Source organism: Streptomyces sp. ActVer, assembly GCF_027270795.1.
Classification (GTDB): Bacteria; Actinomycetota; Actinomycetes; order Streptomycetales; family Streptomycetaceae; genus Streptomyces; species Streptomyces umbrinus_A.
In genome coordinates this window covers 17,435-30,988 of sequence record NZ_JAPWHT010000003.1, presented here as the reverse complement: position 1 = coordinate 30,988, position 13,554 = coordinate 17,435, and the positions used below count along the sequence as shown (strand labels likewise).

The 13,554-nt window shown below is 69.8% G+C and carries 10 protein-coding genes; 6 read left to right on the top strand and 4 right to left on the bottom strand.

Annotated elements, in window-relative coordinates; genetic code table 11:
• Window positions 1-3: 3 nt before the first annotated feature.
• Window positions 4-1,740 (top strand): methylmalonyl-CoA mutase, encoded by a 1,737-nt coding sequence (locus O3Q52_RS00990; protein ID WP_269646848.1) that lies wholly within the window; start codon window positions 4-6, stop codon window positions 1,738-1,740.
• Between the two features lie 294 nt (window positions 1,741-2,034).
• On the opposite strand, the gene O3Q52_RS00985 is transcribed toward O3Q52_RS00990, so the two are convergent.
• Window positions 2,035-2,664 (bottom strand): TetR/AcrR family transcriptional regulator, encoded by a 630-nt coding sequence (locus tag O3Q52_RS00985; protein WP_269646847.1) that lies wholly within the window; start codon window positions 2,662-2,664, stop codon window positions 2,035-2,037.
• A gap of 257 nt (window positions 2,665-2,921) precedes the next feature.
• On the opposite strand from O3Q52_RS00985, the gene O3Q52_RS00980 reads away from it, so the two are divergent.
• From O3Q52_RS00980 to O3Q52_RS00965, 4 genes are all read left to right on the top strand, one after another.
• Window positions 2,922-3,911, top strand: coding sequence for a tetratricopeptide repeat protein (locus tag O3Q52_RS00980; protein WP_269646846.1), 990 nt, complete (start codon window positions 2,922-2,924; stop codon window positions 3,909-3,911).
• A 620-nt stretch (window positions 3,912-4,531) separates the two neighbouring features.
• Entirely contained in the window at window positions 4,532-5,167 is a 636-nt protein-coding gene (locus O3Q52_RS00975; RefSeq protein ID WP_269646845.1) for a DUF6230 family protein, read from the top strand.
• Between the two features lie 102 nt (window positions 5,168-5,269).
• Window positions 5,270-5,809, top strand: coding sequence for a DUF6114 domain-containing protein (locus O3Q52_RS00970; protein WP_055614528.1), 540 nt, complete (start codon window positions 5,270-5,272; stop codon window positions 5,807-5,809).
• A complete protein-coding gene (locus tag O3Q52_RS00965) occupies window positions 5,799-7,094 on the top strand; it encodes a hypothetical protein (RefSeq protein ID WP_269646844.1) in 1,296 nt (431 codons plus the stop codon). The genes O3Q52_RS00970 and O3Q52_RS00965 overlap by 11 nt, the downstream gene beginning before the upstream one ends.
• Window positions 7,095-7,237: 143 nt before the next feature.
• Here O3Q52_RS00965 and pyk read toward each other — a convergent pair whose 3' ends face one another.
• The 3 genes from pyk to pta all read right to left on the bottom strand — a co-directional run bounded on the left by pyk (window position 7,238) and on the right by pta (window position 12,150).
• Entirely contained in the window at window positions 7,238-8,656 is a 1,419-nt protein-coding gene (gene pyk / locus O3Q52_RS00960; protein WP_269646843.1) for a pyruvate kinase, read from the bottom strand.
• 144 nt (window positions 8,657-8,800) lie between these two features.
• Window positions 8,801-10,021: an acetate kinase gene (locus tag O3Q52_RS00955; protein ID WP_269646842.1), complete on the bottom strand. Its 1,221-nt coding sequence runs from the start codon at window positions 10,019-10,021 to the stop codon at window positions 8,801-8,803.
• Window positions 10,018-12,150: a phosphate acetyltransferase gene (gene pta / locus O3Q52_RS00950; RefSeq protein WP_269646841.1), complete on the bottom strand. Its 2,133-nt coding sequence runs from the start codon at window positions 12,148-12,150 to the stop codon at window positions 10,018-10,020. The genes O3Q52_RS00955 and pta overlap by 4 nt, the downstream gene beginning before the upstream one ends.
• Before the next feature lie 276 nt (window positions 12,151-12,426).
• On the opposite strand from pta, the gene O3Q52_RS00945 reads away from it, so the two are divergent.
• Window positions 12,427-13,452, top strand: coding sequence for an ATP-dependent 6-phosphofructokinase (locus O3Q52_RS00945; RefSeq protein ID WP_143636125.1), 1,026 nt, complete (start codon window positions 12,427-12,429; stop codon window positions 13,450-13,452).
• Window positions 13,453-13,554 lie beyond the last annotated feature (102 nt).

Sequence of the window (13,554 nt, the reverse complement as noted above, 5' to 3'; positions counted from 1 at the left end):
GGTATGGACGCTGACGCCATCGAGGAGGGCCGCCGTCGCTGGCAGGCCCGGTACGACGCCTCGCACAAGCGTGAGGCCGCCGGGGGTTCGGGGGCGAAGCCCTCAAGGGATTGGACACGCACGACGCTCTCCGGGGATGCGGTCGAGCCCGTGTACGGGCCGCGGCCCGGGGACGAGTACGACGGGTTCGAGCGGATCGGCTGGCCGGGGGAGTACCCCTTCACGCGCGGGCTCCACGCGACCGGCTACCGAGGGCGGACGTGGACCATCCGGCAGTTCGCCGGGTTCGGGAACGCCGAGCAGACCAACGAGCGCTACAAGAAGATCCTCGCCGACGGCGGGGGCGGGCTCTCCGTGGCCTTCGACATGCCCACGCTCATGGGGCGCGACTCCGACGATCCGCGCTCCCTCGGCGAGGTCGGCCACTGCGGGGTCGCGATCGACTCCGCGGCCGACATGGAGGTCCTGTTCAAGGGCATCCCGCTGGGCGACGTGACGACGTCGATGACGATCAGCGGACCTGCCGTCCCGGTCTTCTGCATGTACCTGGTGGCAGCCGAGCGGCAGGGCGTGGACCCGGGGGTGCTCAACGGCACGCTCCAGACCGACATCTTCAAGGAGTACATCGCGCAGAAGGAGTGGCTCTTCCGGCCCGAGCCGCATCTGCGCCTCATCGGCGACCTGATGGAGCACTGCGCCTCGTCGATCCCCGCGTACAAGCCGCTGTCCGTCTCCGGCTACCACATCCGCGAGGCCGGCTCCACGGCCGCGCAGGAACTGGCGTACACGCTGGCGGACGGGTTCGGGTACGTGGAGCTGGGGCTGTCGCGCGGACTCGACGTCGACGCCTTCGCGCCGGGACTGTCCTTCTTCTTCGACGCGCACGTCGACTTCTTCGAGGAGATCGCCAAGTTCCGGGCCGCGCGGCGGATCTGGGCGCGGTGGATGCGGGACGTGTACGGGGCGCGGTCCGAGAAGGCGCAGTGGCTCCGCTTCCACACGCAGACGGCGGGCGTCTCGCTGACGGCCCAGCAGCCGTACAACAACGTCGTCCGTACGGCGGTCGAGGCGCTCGCGGCGGTGCTGGGCGGCACGAACTCCCTCCACACGAACGCGCTCGACGAGACGCTCGCCCTGCCGTCCGAGCAGGCCGCGGAGATCGCCCTGCGTACGCAGCAGGTGCTGATGGAGGAGACGGGGGTCGCGGGCGTCGCGGATCCGCTGGGCGGTTCCTGGTACGTCGAGCAGTTGACGGACCGGATCGAGGCGGATGCGAAGCGGATCTTCGAGCGGATCAGGGAGCGGGGGGTGCGGGCGCATCCCGACGGGGTGCATCCGATCGGGCCCGTCACGTCCGGGATTCTGAGGGGGATCGAGGACGGGTGGTTCACCGGGGAGATCGCGGAGTCGGCGTTCCGGTACCAGCGGGCTGTGGAGAAGGGGGAGAAGCGGGTCGTCGGTGTCAACGTCCACCACGGCTCTGTCACTGGTGACTTGGAGATTCTGCGGGTCGGGCACGAGGTGGAGAGGGAGCAGGTGCGGGTGCTCGCGGGGCGGCGGGGTTCTCGCTCGGAGTCGGCTGTGCGGGCCGCTGTTGCCGCGATGCTTGCCGCCGCGCGGGACGGGTCGAACATGATCGTCCCGATGCTCGCGGCGGTGCGGGCCGAGGCGACCCTGGGCGAAATCTGCGACGCCCTCCGGGAAGAGTGGGGAGAGTACACGGAACCGGCGGGGTTCTAGCCGTTTTTCCGCCCCCGCCGCCCCTGCCCATTCCCGTCCCTTTCTGGGGGATCCGCCCCCAGGCCCCCGGTATCGCGCTGAACGCGCTCGTCCTCAAACGCCGGACGGGCTGAAAGACAGGGGCGCAGCCCCGTCTTTCAGGGGCGCGGGGAACTGCGCGACCAGCCACACGCCACCCGCGCCCAACATACGGGGGTTCGGGGGCGGAGCCCCTGAGTTAGTGACGATGGGGGTCCCCCCGCTCGAGCGAAGCCGAGAGTGGGGAGGGTAGGGGCGGCGGGGCGAGAAAAGGGTTCAAGCCTCGGTCGTCGCCGCGCCCGACAAGCCCAGGAGCAGGACCCGGGTGAAGTCGTGGACCCACGTCGGGGTGACCGGTTCGGCGCAGACCAGGGTGCGGTGGACCACCGCGCCGGCGACCATGTCGAAGATGAGATCGACCGTGCGGGCGGCGGCCGAGGGGTCGGACTCCGGAGGGAGTTCGCCACGGACCTGGGCCCGCCGCCGCCCCTCCACGACCAGCCGCTTCTGACGGTCGACGACGGACGCCCGGATCCGCTCCCGCAGCGCGTCGTCCCGCGTCGACTCGGCGAGGACGGCCATGAGCCCGCTCTTCGCCTCGGGGCGGGCGAGGATCGCCGCGAACTGCAGTACCACGCCCTCGATGTCCGCCGAGAGGCTTCCCCGGTCGGGCAGCTCCAGCTCGTCGAAGAGCGCCGCCACCGCGTCGACCACGAGCTCGTTCTTGCCCGCCCACCGCCGGTAGAGGGTCGTCTTGGCGACCCCGGCCCGTGTCGCCACGTCCCCCAGCGTCAGCTTGGACCAGCCCAGTTCGACGAGAGCCGCACGCGTCGCCGCCAGGATCGCGGCGTCCGCGGCGGCGCTGCGGGGACGCCCGGTACGAGGGGCGGAGGTGCGGCTCTGCATGCCGGTGACCATATCCGGGGACTCTGAGTATGGGGATTCGGTGGAGCCGTGAGGGAGATCACCGAAATGCGTCTGCCGCGATTCCCCGGAGAGAGTTACGCTACGACCCGTAGCGAAAGCTCGTGCGTGAGCGACAACCGCGCGGCGCCAGGTGGGGACCCGGCGCCAGGACCGACGTCGACCGGTACTGGACCACGTAATCGACCAGCTTTCACAACGCTTTTCACAGAGGCGCGCGGAGGGGGGAGGATAGACGCATGCAGCCACGGAACATGTCCATGAGCGGAGTCGTCGACCTCGCCGCGGTGAAGGCGGCCCAAGAGGCCAAGGCGAAGGCGGAGCAGGCGCGTGCGGAAGCGGCGCGGCAGGGCGGCGGAGCCGTCTCCGCGGTGTCGCCGTCGAGTCTCGTCATCGACGTCGACGAGGCGGGTTTTGAGCGGGACGTCCTGCAGCGCTCCACCGAAGTGCCGGTCGTCATCGACTTCTGGGCCGAGTGGTGCGAGCCGTGCAAGCAGCTCAGCCCGCTCCTGGAGCGGCTCACCGCCGAGTACAACGGCCGGTTCGTCCTCGCCAAGATCGACGTCGACGCGAATCAGATGTTGATGCAGCAGTTCGGGATCCAGGGGATCCCGGCGGTGTTCGCGGTGGTGGCCGGCCAGGCCCTGCCGCTCTTCCAGGGGGCCGCCCCCGAGGCCCAGATCCGGGGCACCCTCGACCAGCTCGTGCAGGTCGCCGAGGAGCGCTTCGGTCTGACGGGCCTGACCGTCGACCCGGACGGCGAGCAGGGTGCGCAGGGCGGGCAGCCCGTGGAGGCCCAGGTCCCGGCCGGTCCGTACGACGCGCTGCTCGAAGCCGCCGTACAGGCCCTGGACGCGGGCGACTTCGGCGGCGCGGTGCAGGCGTACAAGAACGTGCTGAGTGACGACCCGGGCAACACGGAGGCCAAGCTGGGCCTGGCCCAGGCCGAGTTGCTCCAGCGGGTGCAGGGCGCAGACCCGCAGCAGGTGCGCAAGGAGGCCGCCGACAACCCCGGTGACGTGCAGGCGCAGATCGCCGCCGCCGACCTGGACCTGGTGGGCGGCCATGTCGAGGACGCCTTCGGGCGGCTCGTCGACGCGGTGGCGCGTACAGCGGGTGACGACCGGGACGCGGCGCGCGTACGGCTTCTTGAGCTCTTCGAGGTGGTGGGCGCCGACGACCCGCGTGTCGCCGCGGCGCGCCGGGCGCTGGCCCGGGCCCTGTTCTGACCAGTCGCTAAACGTCGGGACCCGTGGTGCCCGAGTGAAGAATTTGGCGACAGAGCGATACTGCGGCCGCGTTTTACCAAAACTTGGTAAACGCGGCCGCTGTTACTGCGAGTAAGCCAGGGGCGGTGATCTGTCGGATTCCGTCCAAGGTTCGATCACTTTGTCACCGCCCTTGGTGCCACCCAGAGTTGTCGGCCGATACCGACGGGTCGTTGTTCGGTTATCCGGCCGTTACTAGCCAGTAACGAACCCCCTTGTGCGGGCGGCGAGAATGCACCACGATCGGCGACGCTCGGTCCATTCCCCTTCTCCGACAGCCAATCGGGGCAGCGGGTTTCCTTGGGTCCCCACCGAGTAGGGACGGCGGCAGTGGAGCCGGCCCTTGGGCAGGGGGGTCTTCGCCGTTCGGCGGAGCCTGTCCGGCAGGTTGTGCGTGAAGTGTTCAGGCGCGACCAGTGGTTGTCGCTCGGGGGTGATCGCCGGTGATTCGGGTGCGTTCCGCGCCTCCGGGTTGGGGCGCTCTCCTTCCCGAGGACGTAGCACTTCTCCCATCCCTGCCCGGCTGAGCCGCCGTCTGGGGGCAGCCAGGGCCGGAGATGTACGTCCGAGAAGGAGGAAATATGGAGTCCCAGGTGCGTGGCGGGACCAGATGGAAGCGGTTCGCGGTAGTCATGGTGCCCAGCGTGGCCGCGACCGCCGTGATAGGTGTCGCCCTGGCTCAGGGTGCTCTCGCCGCGTCGTTCAGCGTGTCGGGTCAGTCGTTCAAGGTGACGGCGGACCAGCTCGACGGTGTTGGCTTCTCGCAGTACGGGGCCATCGACCAGGGCTACACGCTCAAGGGTGAGAAGACGGCGCGCCCGGTTGCGGTGTCGGCGTTCAAGAGCGCCAAGATCACCAACATGTGCCAGTCCGTGGTCACCCCGGACATCCCGTTGATCGGTTCCGTCAGCCTGACGCTGAAGGCCGGCGGCGGCGGCAAGCCGGTCGAGGCCGAGAACCTCTACATCGACGTCGAGGACCTCCAGGCCAACGCGACCTTCCGCAACATCGACATCGGTGTTGCCGCCGGGAACGCCGACAAGGGCCCCGGTATGAAGGGCGGCAAGGAGCAGGCGAACCCCTACGGATTCGCCCAGCAGGCCGACTCGGCCACGCTGACCGACGTGAAGCAGACGGCGTGGGCGACCACCGCCGGCACCTTCAAGCTCAGCGGCCTGAAGATGTCGCTGTCCAAGGGTGTCCAGGAGTGCTACTAGGCACTCCGTGGGCGGGTGAGGGAGCCTGCGCTGCCTCACCCGCCCGTCCCTTTTCGTAGTACGTGAAACCCTCAGCAATGCCGTTCCAGGGAGCTGTTTTCCATGAGCGCCGAGACTCCTGCCGCGCGCGGTCAATTCCACATCTGGCGGCTGCGGTTCCGTGCCTGGCGGGGCGGCCGGCCGTTCTGGGCGGGCCTGTTCATCCTGATCGCCGGATTCCCGATCGCATACCTTCCGTACGCGAACCTGCAGATCGGGCATCTCACGCTGGCCATGGCGACGACCGCGGGTGCGGGGTCTCTCATCATCGGCGTGCTCCTGGGTGTTCTCGGAATCAGCCTCTGGTACCAGAAGCACATCCGGACCTTCGCCGGTGTCGCGGCGATCCTGCTGGGCCTGGTCTCGCTGCCGGTGTCCAACTTCGGAGGCTTCTTCGTCGGCTTCCTGCTGTCCCTGGTGGGCGGCGGAATGGCCGTGGCCTGGGCCCCGGGCGAGGAGCCCGCCGCGCGCCCGGCCGAGACGGACCGTACGGACAAGGGAGACGCCCCGGAGGCCGCACTGGCCAACGGTGCGAGCGAGCCGAACGATCTGTCAGGAACGAGCCCGACCAACGGGGCGAACGGGAGGCACAGTGCCGGCTGACGAGGTCCAACACGCGGGCCCCGCGGGCGAGGTCCGTGAGAGAACCGGGCCGCGGCACGCAGCCCCCAAGAAGCCGTTGTTCACCAGGTTGCACGTGCCCGCGGGCAAGGCGATAGCCATCGCGTCGATGCCGACGGCCATCCTCATGGGGATGGGCTTCACGCCGACGCTCGCCCGGGCCGAGGACAAGCCGTCGGCGAAGAACCTGACGATCGACGAGTACAAGGACTGCGTCGACGCGCTGGAGGAGGAGACCGAAGAGGCCAAGGACGACGCGTCCCCCACGCCGTCGCCCTCCGCCTCGACGAGCACCCCCGCGGACGACGAGAAGGAGCCGAGCGCCTCGGACCCGTCGGGTTCGGACACGCCGGGCTCGGGCTCTTCGCCGGATTCAGGTTCCGACGACAAGCCCGAACCGACGCCGTCCGCCTCGGAGTCCAAGGCGCCCGCCGAGAACACCGAGCCGACACCGACGCCCACTCCCTCGGCGTCCGAGTCGAAGAACCCGCTCGACCCCCTGGGTCTCGGCGAGGCGATCAAGGACATCTTCACCCCCGACGAGGAGGAGACGGCGACCCCGACCCCGACTCCCTCGGCGTCGACCCCCGCGGCCGAGAAGCCCGCCGAGACGTCGGAGGACAAGGCCGAGGACCCGGTCAAGGACACGGTGGAGAAGGCCGAGGACACGGTCAAGGACGTCACCGACACGGCGACGGACGCGGCCGAGGACACCGCGGAGAAGGCGGCCGACGACGCGACCGCGTCCCCGACCCCCAGCCCGTCCGCGAGCTCCACCACCGACCCGGAAGACTGCCCGGCCGCCACCGACGACGAGGGCGGTGTCGAGCAGGGCATTCCCGCCCTGGCCGACGACCCCTGGCAGCTGGAGGCCAGTTCGCTGCTGCTCAAGGGCGCCGACTACCAGGGCATCGTCAAGGTGAAGACGGCCAGCGGCAAGGTCAAGGAGGTCCTCAAGTACGTGATCTCCGACGGCACCGACATCGGTGACCTGCACCAGACGGTCACCGACAAGCAGGCCGGCAAGACCTACCACGTGCAGGCGGGCAAGGGCACCACGTCCACCATCCGCGACGGCAAGACGGTCATGTACACGGAGAGCATCTCCGGCAACCTGCTCGGTCTGATACCGATCACGTTCGACCCGGAGAATCCGCCGCCGCTGAACATCCCGCTGATCTACTTCACGAAGGTGAAGGTCGTGCAGGCCGCCCAGTTCGGCGGGACGCTGACCGTCCCCGGCATGCGCCAGTTCACGACCGACTGACCCGGACGCGACGGACGGGCCGTACGCGGCCCTCCGGGCGCCCACCGGAGCAAAGAACCTCCGGGAGCCGCAAAACACGCTGAGGGCGCCCCCTGCGCGGCAGGGGGCGCCCTCAGCGGCGTACAGGCGGCCGTACGGGCGGATCAGCCGCCCAGGTGGTGCACGCGGACCATGTTGGTGGTGCCGGGGACGCCGGGGGGCGAGCCGGCGGTCATCACGACGATGTCGCCCTCGTTGAACCGGTTGAGCTTGCGCAGCTCCTGGTCGACCAGGTCGACCATCTCGTCGGTGCTGTTCACGAACGGCACGACGTAGGACTCGACGCCCCAGCTCAGCGCGAGCTGGTTGCGGGTGCCCTCCTCCGTGGTGAAGGCCACGATCGGCTGCTCGGCGCGGTAGCGGGACAGCCGGCGGGCCGTGTCACCGGAGTTGGTGAAGGCCACCAGGCCCTTGCCCCCCAGGAAGTCCGCGATCTCGCACGCGGCACGGGCCACCGAACCACCCTGCGTACGCGGCTTCTTGCCGGGCACCAGCGGCTGCAGACCCTTGGAGAGCAGCTCCTGCTCGGCCGCGACGACGATCTTCGACATCGTCTTCACGGTCTCGATCGGGTACGCGCCCACGCTGGACTCGGCCGACAGCATGACCGCGTCCGCGCCGTCCAGGATCGCGTTGGCGACGTCGGACGCCTCGGCGCGCGTGGGGCGGGAGTTGGTGATCATCGACTCCATCATCTGGGTCGCCACGATCACCGGCTTGGCGTTGCGCCGGCACAGCTCCACCAGGCGCTTCTGCACCATCGGGACCTTTTCGAGGGGGTACTCGACCGCGAGGTCGCCACGGGCCACCATCACACCGTCGAAGGCCGCGACGACGGCCTCCATGTTCTCCACCGCCTGCGGCTTCTCCACCTTGGCGATGACGGGGACCCGGCGGCCCTCCTCGTCCATGATCTTGTGCACGTCGTTCACGTCGTGGGCGTCGCGCACGAAGGACAGCGCCACCAGGTCGCAGCCCATCCTCAGGGCGAAGCGCAGGTCCTCGACGTCCTTCTCCGACAGCGCCGGCACGTTCACGGCCGTGCCGGGCAGGTTGATGCCCTTGTGGTCCGAGATGACACCGCCCTCGATGACGATCGTCCTGACCTCAGGGCCCTCGACCGCGACGACCCGCAGTTCGACGTTGCCGTCGTTGATCAGGACCTGGTCGCCCTTGGAGACGTCGCCCGGCAGACCCTTGTACGTGGTGCCGCAGATCGACTTGTCGCCCGGGACGTCATCGGTCGTGATGGTGAACTCGTCACCCCGCTCCAGCTCCACGGGGCCCTCGGCGAAGGTCTCCAGGCGGATCTTCGGGCCCTGCAGGTCGGCGAGCACGCCGATGGCGCGGCCCGTCTCCTGGGCGGCGGCCCGGACCCGCTCGTATCGGCCCTGGTGCTCGGCGTGGGAGCCGTGGCTGAAGTTGAAACGGGCCACGTTCATGCCGGCCTCGATCAGCGAGACGAGCTGCTCGTGGGAGTCGACGGCGGGGCCCAGTGTGCAGACGATTTTGGAACGGCGCATGGGGCGATCCTATCGGTTTGTTTCGCTACGGAATATTCCGTCTGGTGGAAGATACAAATGGGCGGGTACGCGCTCAGGCGTGGGCCTGGCCGGCTTCCTCGGTGCTGTCCTGGAGCGGCTCGTCGGCCGCTCCCCGGCTGCTCCTCAGGCGTTCCCGTTCCTCACGAGTGCGTAGGTCTGGTCGGCGATCTCCAGTTCCTCGTCGGTCGGTACGACGGCCACCGCGACCCGCGCGCCCTCGGGCGAGATCAGGCGCGGCTCGCCGGACCGTACGGCGTTCAGCCCGCCGTCGACCGCCAGGCCCAGCGCCTCCAGGCCGGCGATCGCGGCCTCGCGCACAGGGGCGGCGTTCTCGCCGACGCCCGCCGTGAAGGCGACCGCGTCGACCCGGCCGAGCACCGCGTAGTACGCGCCGATGTACTTCTTGAGTCTGTGTATGTAGATGTCGAAGGCGAGTCGGGCCTGTGCGGCGTCCTCGGTGCCTTCGTCGATGCGGCGGAGGATCTCACGCATGTCGTTGTCGCCGCACAGGCCGATCAGACCGCTCTTCTTGTTGAGAAGAGTGTCGATCTCGTCCGTGGACATCCCGCCAACACGCGTCAAATGGAAGATGACCGCGGGATCCATGTCACCGGACCGCGTACCCATCACGAGCCCCTCCAAGGGCGTCAGTCCCATGGAGGTGTCCACGCACCGGCCCTTCTCGACCGCCGACGCCGAGGCACCGTTGCCGAGGTGCAGCACGATGACGTTCACCTCCTCCGGCGCCCTGCCGAGCAGCTCGGCGGTCGCGCGGGACACGTACGCGTGCGAGGTGCCGTGGAAGCCGTACCGGCGGATGCGGTACTCGTCGGCGGTCTTCACGTCGATCGCGTAGCGGGCCGCGGCCTCCGGCATCGTCGTGTGGAAGGCCGTGTCGAAGACGGCGACCTGCGGAAGGTCCGGGCGAAGCGCCTGTGCGGTACGGATTCCGGTGAGGTTGGCCGGGTTGTGCAGGGGAGCCACCGGGATGAGGCGCTCGATCTCGGCGAGGACGGCGTCGTCGATGACGGTCGGCTCGGTGAAGGTCTTGCCGCCGTGCACGACCCGGTGGCCGATCGCGGCCAGCTCGGGGGAGTCCAGGCCGAGCCCGTCCTTGGCGAGTTCCTCGGCGACGGCCTTCAGGGCGGCGTCGTGGTCGGCGATCGGCGCGGTCGTCTCGCGGGACTCGCCGGTGGCGAGGGGCGTGTGCTTCAGCCGGGAGGTCTCCTCGCCGATGCGCTCGACGAGCCCCACCGCAAGCCGGCTGCTGTCGTTCATGTCGAGCAGCTGGTACTTCACCGACGAGGAGCCGGAGTTGAGGACGAGGACGCGGGTGGCTGTCACTGGGCGGAGGCCTTCTGGGTCGGGGACGCGGACGAGGAGGAGGCGGCCGAGGGGCCCTGCTGGGCGGCCTGGGCCTGGATCGCCGTGATGGCGACGGTGTTCACGATGTCTCCGACCAGGGCGCCTCGGGACAGGTCGTTGACCGGCTTGCGCAGGCCCTGGAGGACCGGGCCGACGGCGATCGCGCCGGCCGAACGCTGCACGGCCTTGTACGTGTTGTTGCCGGTGTTGAGGTCCGGGAAGATCAGCACGGACGCCTGTCCGGCGACCTCCGACTCCGGCAGCTTGGTGGCCGCGACGGTCGGCTCGACGGCGGCGTCGTACTGGATCGGCCCCTCGATCTTCAGGTCGTCGCGGCGCGAGCGGACCAGCTCGGTGGCCGTGCGCACCTTGTCGACGTCCGCGCCCGAGCCGGACGTGCCGGTCGAGTACGACAGCATCGCGATCCGCGGCTCGACCCCGAACTGCTCGGCGGTGGCGGCGGACTGGATGGCGATGTCGGCCAACTGCTCCGCGTTCGGGTCGGGGTTGACCGCGCAGTCGCCGTACACCAGGACCTTGTCGGCGAGGCACATGAAGAAGACCGAGGAGACGATGGAGGCCTCCGGCCTGGTCTTGATGATCTCGAAGGCCGGGCGGATGGTGGCCGCCGTGGAGTGCACGGACCCGGACACCATGCCGTCGGCGAGACCCTCCTCGACCATCAGCGTGCCGAAGTAGTTCACGTCCGAGACGACGTCGTACGCGAGCTCGACGGACACGCCCTTGTGGGCCCTGAGCTGGGCGTACTTCTCGGCGAACCGGTCGCGCAGCTCGGAGGTGTGCGGGTCGATCAGCTGGGCGCCGCCGAGGTCGATACCGAGGTCGGCGGCCTTCTTGCGGATCTGGTCCACCGGGCCGAGCAGCGTGAGGTCGCAGACACCGCGGCGCAGCAGCACCTCGGCGGCGTGCAGGACACGGGCCTCGGTGCCCTCGGGCAGCACGACGCGCCGCTTGTCGGAGCGGGCCTGCTCCAGCAGCTTGTGCTCGAACATCATCGGCGTGACCCGGCCGCTGCTGGGCGCCGAGACCCGCTTCAGCAGGCCGCCGCTGTCCACGTACCGCTCGAAGAGGCCGAGGGCCGTCTCCGCCTTGCGGGGTGTCGCGGCGTTCAGCTTCCCTTCCATGCCGAAGAGTTCGGACGCCGTGAGGAAGGAGCCGGTCTCGACCGCGACCACCGGGGTGCCGGGGGCGAGGCGGGCGGCGAGGGTGAGGACGAGGTCGCTCGGCCGCTCGTTGAGGGTGAGCAGGACGCCCGCGATGGGCGGGGTGCCGGCGCTGTGCGCGGCGAGGGCGCCCACCACGAGGTCGGCGCGGTCGCCGGGCGTGACGACCATGCAGCCCGGGGTCAGCGCGCCCAGGAAGTTCGGCAGCATGGCGCCGCCGAAGACGAAGTTCAGCGCGTCGCGTGCGAGCCCCGAGTCGTCGCCGAGGAGCACCTTGCCGCCGAGGGCGTGGGTGATCTGGGCGACCGTCGGCGCGGAGAGCGCGGGCTCGTCCGGCAGCACGTAACACGGCACGGGGAGGCGGTTGTCGAGCCGCTCGTGTATCTCCGCGCGGTCGGCAGGGGTGACCCGGTTCACCACCATCGCGAGTACGTCGCAGCCGAGCCCGTCGTAGGCGCGGAACGCGTTGCGGGTCTCCGCGAGCACCGACTCCGAGGTCTGCTTGCGGCCGCCCACGACCGGGATCACGGCGGCGCCGAACTCGTTCGCCAGCCGGGCGTTGAGCGCGAGCTCGTCGGGGAACTGCGTGTCCGCGTAGTCCGTGCCGAGCACGAGGACGACGTCGTAGTCGCGGGCCACCCGGTGGAAGCGGTCGACGAGCTGCGAGACCAGCTCGTCGGAGCCCTGCTCGGCCTGGAGCGCGGACGCCTCGTGGTAGTCCATTCCGTAGACCGTCGTCGGGTCCTGGGCCAGCCGGTAGCGGGCCCGCAGCAGCTCGAAGAGACGGTCGGGCCCGTCGTGGACGAGGGGGCGGAACACCCCCACCCGGTCGATCTGGCGGGTCAGGAGCTCCATGACTCCCAGCTCGATGACCTGGCGGCCGTCTCCTCGGTCGATCCCGGTCACGTACACGCTGCGCGTCACGCGTGCTCTCCGTTTCCTCCGATAGCAGTAAAAAGGCAGCCGTTATCATCGGCTGTGCCCTCTTGACAATACCTCCGGGCATGGTTAGGACGCCCGTCACGGCAGGGGGCGGACGGCGGCTCCGCCGAGGGGGAGCGGGGGCTTGAGGGGCGCGCCGAGGGCGTGCGCAGGCGCGAAGGGCGCGGACAGCGCCCCCCTGTCGCCCATGAAACAATCGGACTGGCTCTCAGGTACCACAGGAGAAACAGCCCAACAGCGAGCAGGAGACACAGCACGATGCGCATCGGAGTTCTCACCGCAGGCGGCGACTGCCCGGGGCTGAACGCAGTGATCCGGTCGGTCGTGCACCGAGCCGTCACGAACTACGGAGACGAGGTCATCGGCTTCGAGGACGGTTACGCGGGACTGCTCGAAGGTCACTACCGCAGCCTCGACCTCGACGCCGTCAGCGGCATCCTCGCCCGCGGCGGCACCATCCTCGGCTCCTCCCGCCTCCAGCGCGACCGCCTCCGCGAGGCCTGCGAGAACGCGCAGGACATGGCCCGCGAGTTCGGCATCGACGTGCTGATCCCGATCGGCGGCGAGGGCACCCTGACGGCGGCGCGCATGCTGTCGGACGCGGGCCTGCCGGTGGTCGGCGTGCCCAAGACGATCGACAACGACATCTCGTCGACGGACCGCACCTTCGGTTTCGACACCGCGGTCGGTGTCGCCACCGAGGCGATGGACCGCCTCAAGACGACCGCCGAGTCCCACCAGCGGGTGATGGTCGTCGAGGTCATGGGCCGGCACGCCGGCTGGATCGCCCTGGAGTCCGGCATGGCCGCCGGCGCCCACGGCATCTGCCTGCCCGAGCGGGCCTTCGACCCGGCCGACCTGGTCAAGATGGTCGAGGAACGCTTCGCGCGCGGCAAGAAGTTCGCCGTCGTCTGCGTCGCCGAGGGCGCCCACCCCGCCGAGGGCACCATGGACTACGGCCACGGAGCGATCGACCAGTTCGGCCACGAGCGCTTCCAGGGCATCGGCACGGCGCTCGCGTACGAACTGGAGCGCCGCCTCGGCAAGGAGGCCAAGCCGGTCATTCTCGGCCACATCCAGCGCGGCGGCACACCGACCGCGTACGACCGGGTGCTGGCGACGCGCTTCGGATGGCACGCGGTCGAGGCCGCGCACCGGTCCGACTTCGGCCGGATGACCGCGCTGCGCGGCACGGACGTGGTGATGGTGCCGCTGGCGGAGGCGACCACCGAACTGAAGACGGTCCCGAAGGACCGGATGGACGAGGCGGAGTCGGTCTTCTAGAGGGCGGGCCTTCCAGGGGGCTCGGCGGGGGCCGGCCGGGCGGTCGTCACGGGGCTGCCCGGACGGTCGTGCCGAGTCGGCCCTGACGGTCATGCCGAGTGG

Bases quoted from the DNA above. Each gene is read 5' to 3' on its own strand.
- O3Q52_RS00975 (WP_269646845.1), top strand. From the start codon at position 4,532: ATGGAGTCCCAGGTGCGTGGCGGGACCAGATGGAAGCGGTTCGCGGTA.
- O3Q52_RS00945 (WP_143636125.1), top strand. From the start codon at position 12,427: ATGCGCATCGGAGTTCTCACCGCAGGCGGCGACTGCCCGGGGCTGAAC.
- O3Q52_RS00970 (WP_055614528.1), top strand. From the start codon at position 5,270: ATGAGCGCCGAGACTCCTGCCGCGCGCGGTCAATTCCACATCTGGCGG.
- O3Q52_RS00990 (WP_269646848.1), top strand. From the start codon at position 4: ATGGACGCTGACGCCATCGAGGAGGGCCGCCGTCGCTGGCAGGCCCGG.
- O3Q52_RS00985 (WP_269646847.1), bottom strand. From the start codon at position 2,664: ATGCAGAGCCGCACCTCCGCCCCTCGTACCGGGCGTCCCCGCAGCGCC.
- pyk (WP_269646843.1), bottom strand. From the start codon at position 8,656: ATGCGCCGTTCCAAAATCGTCTGCACACTGGGCCCCGCCGTCGACTCC.
- O3Q52_RS00980 (WP_269646846.1), top strand. From the start codon at position 2,922: ATGCAGCCACGGAACATGTCCATGAGCGGAGTCGTCGACCTCGCCGCG.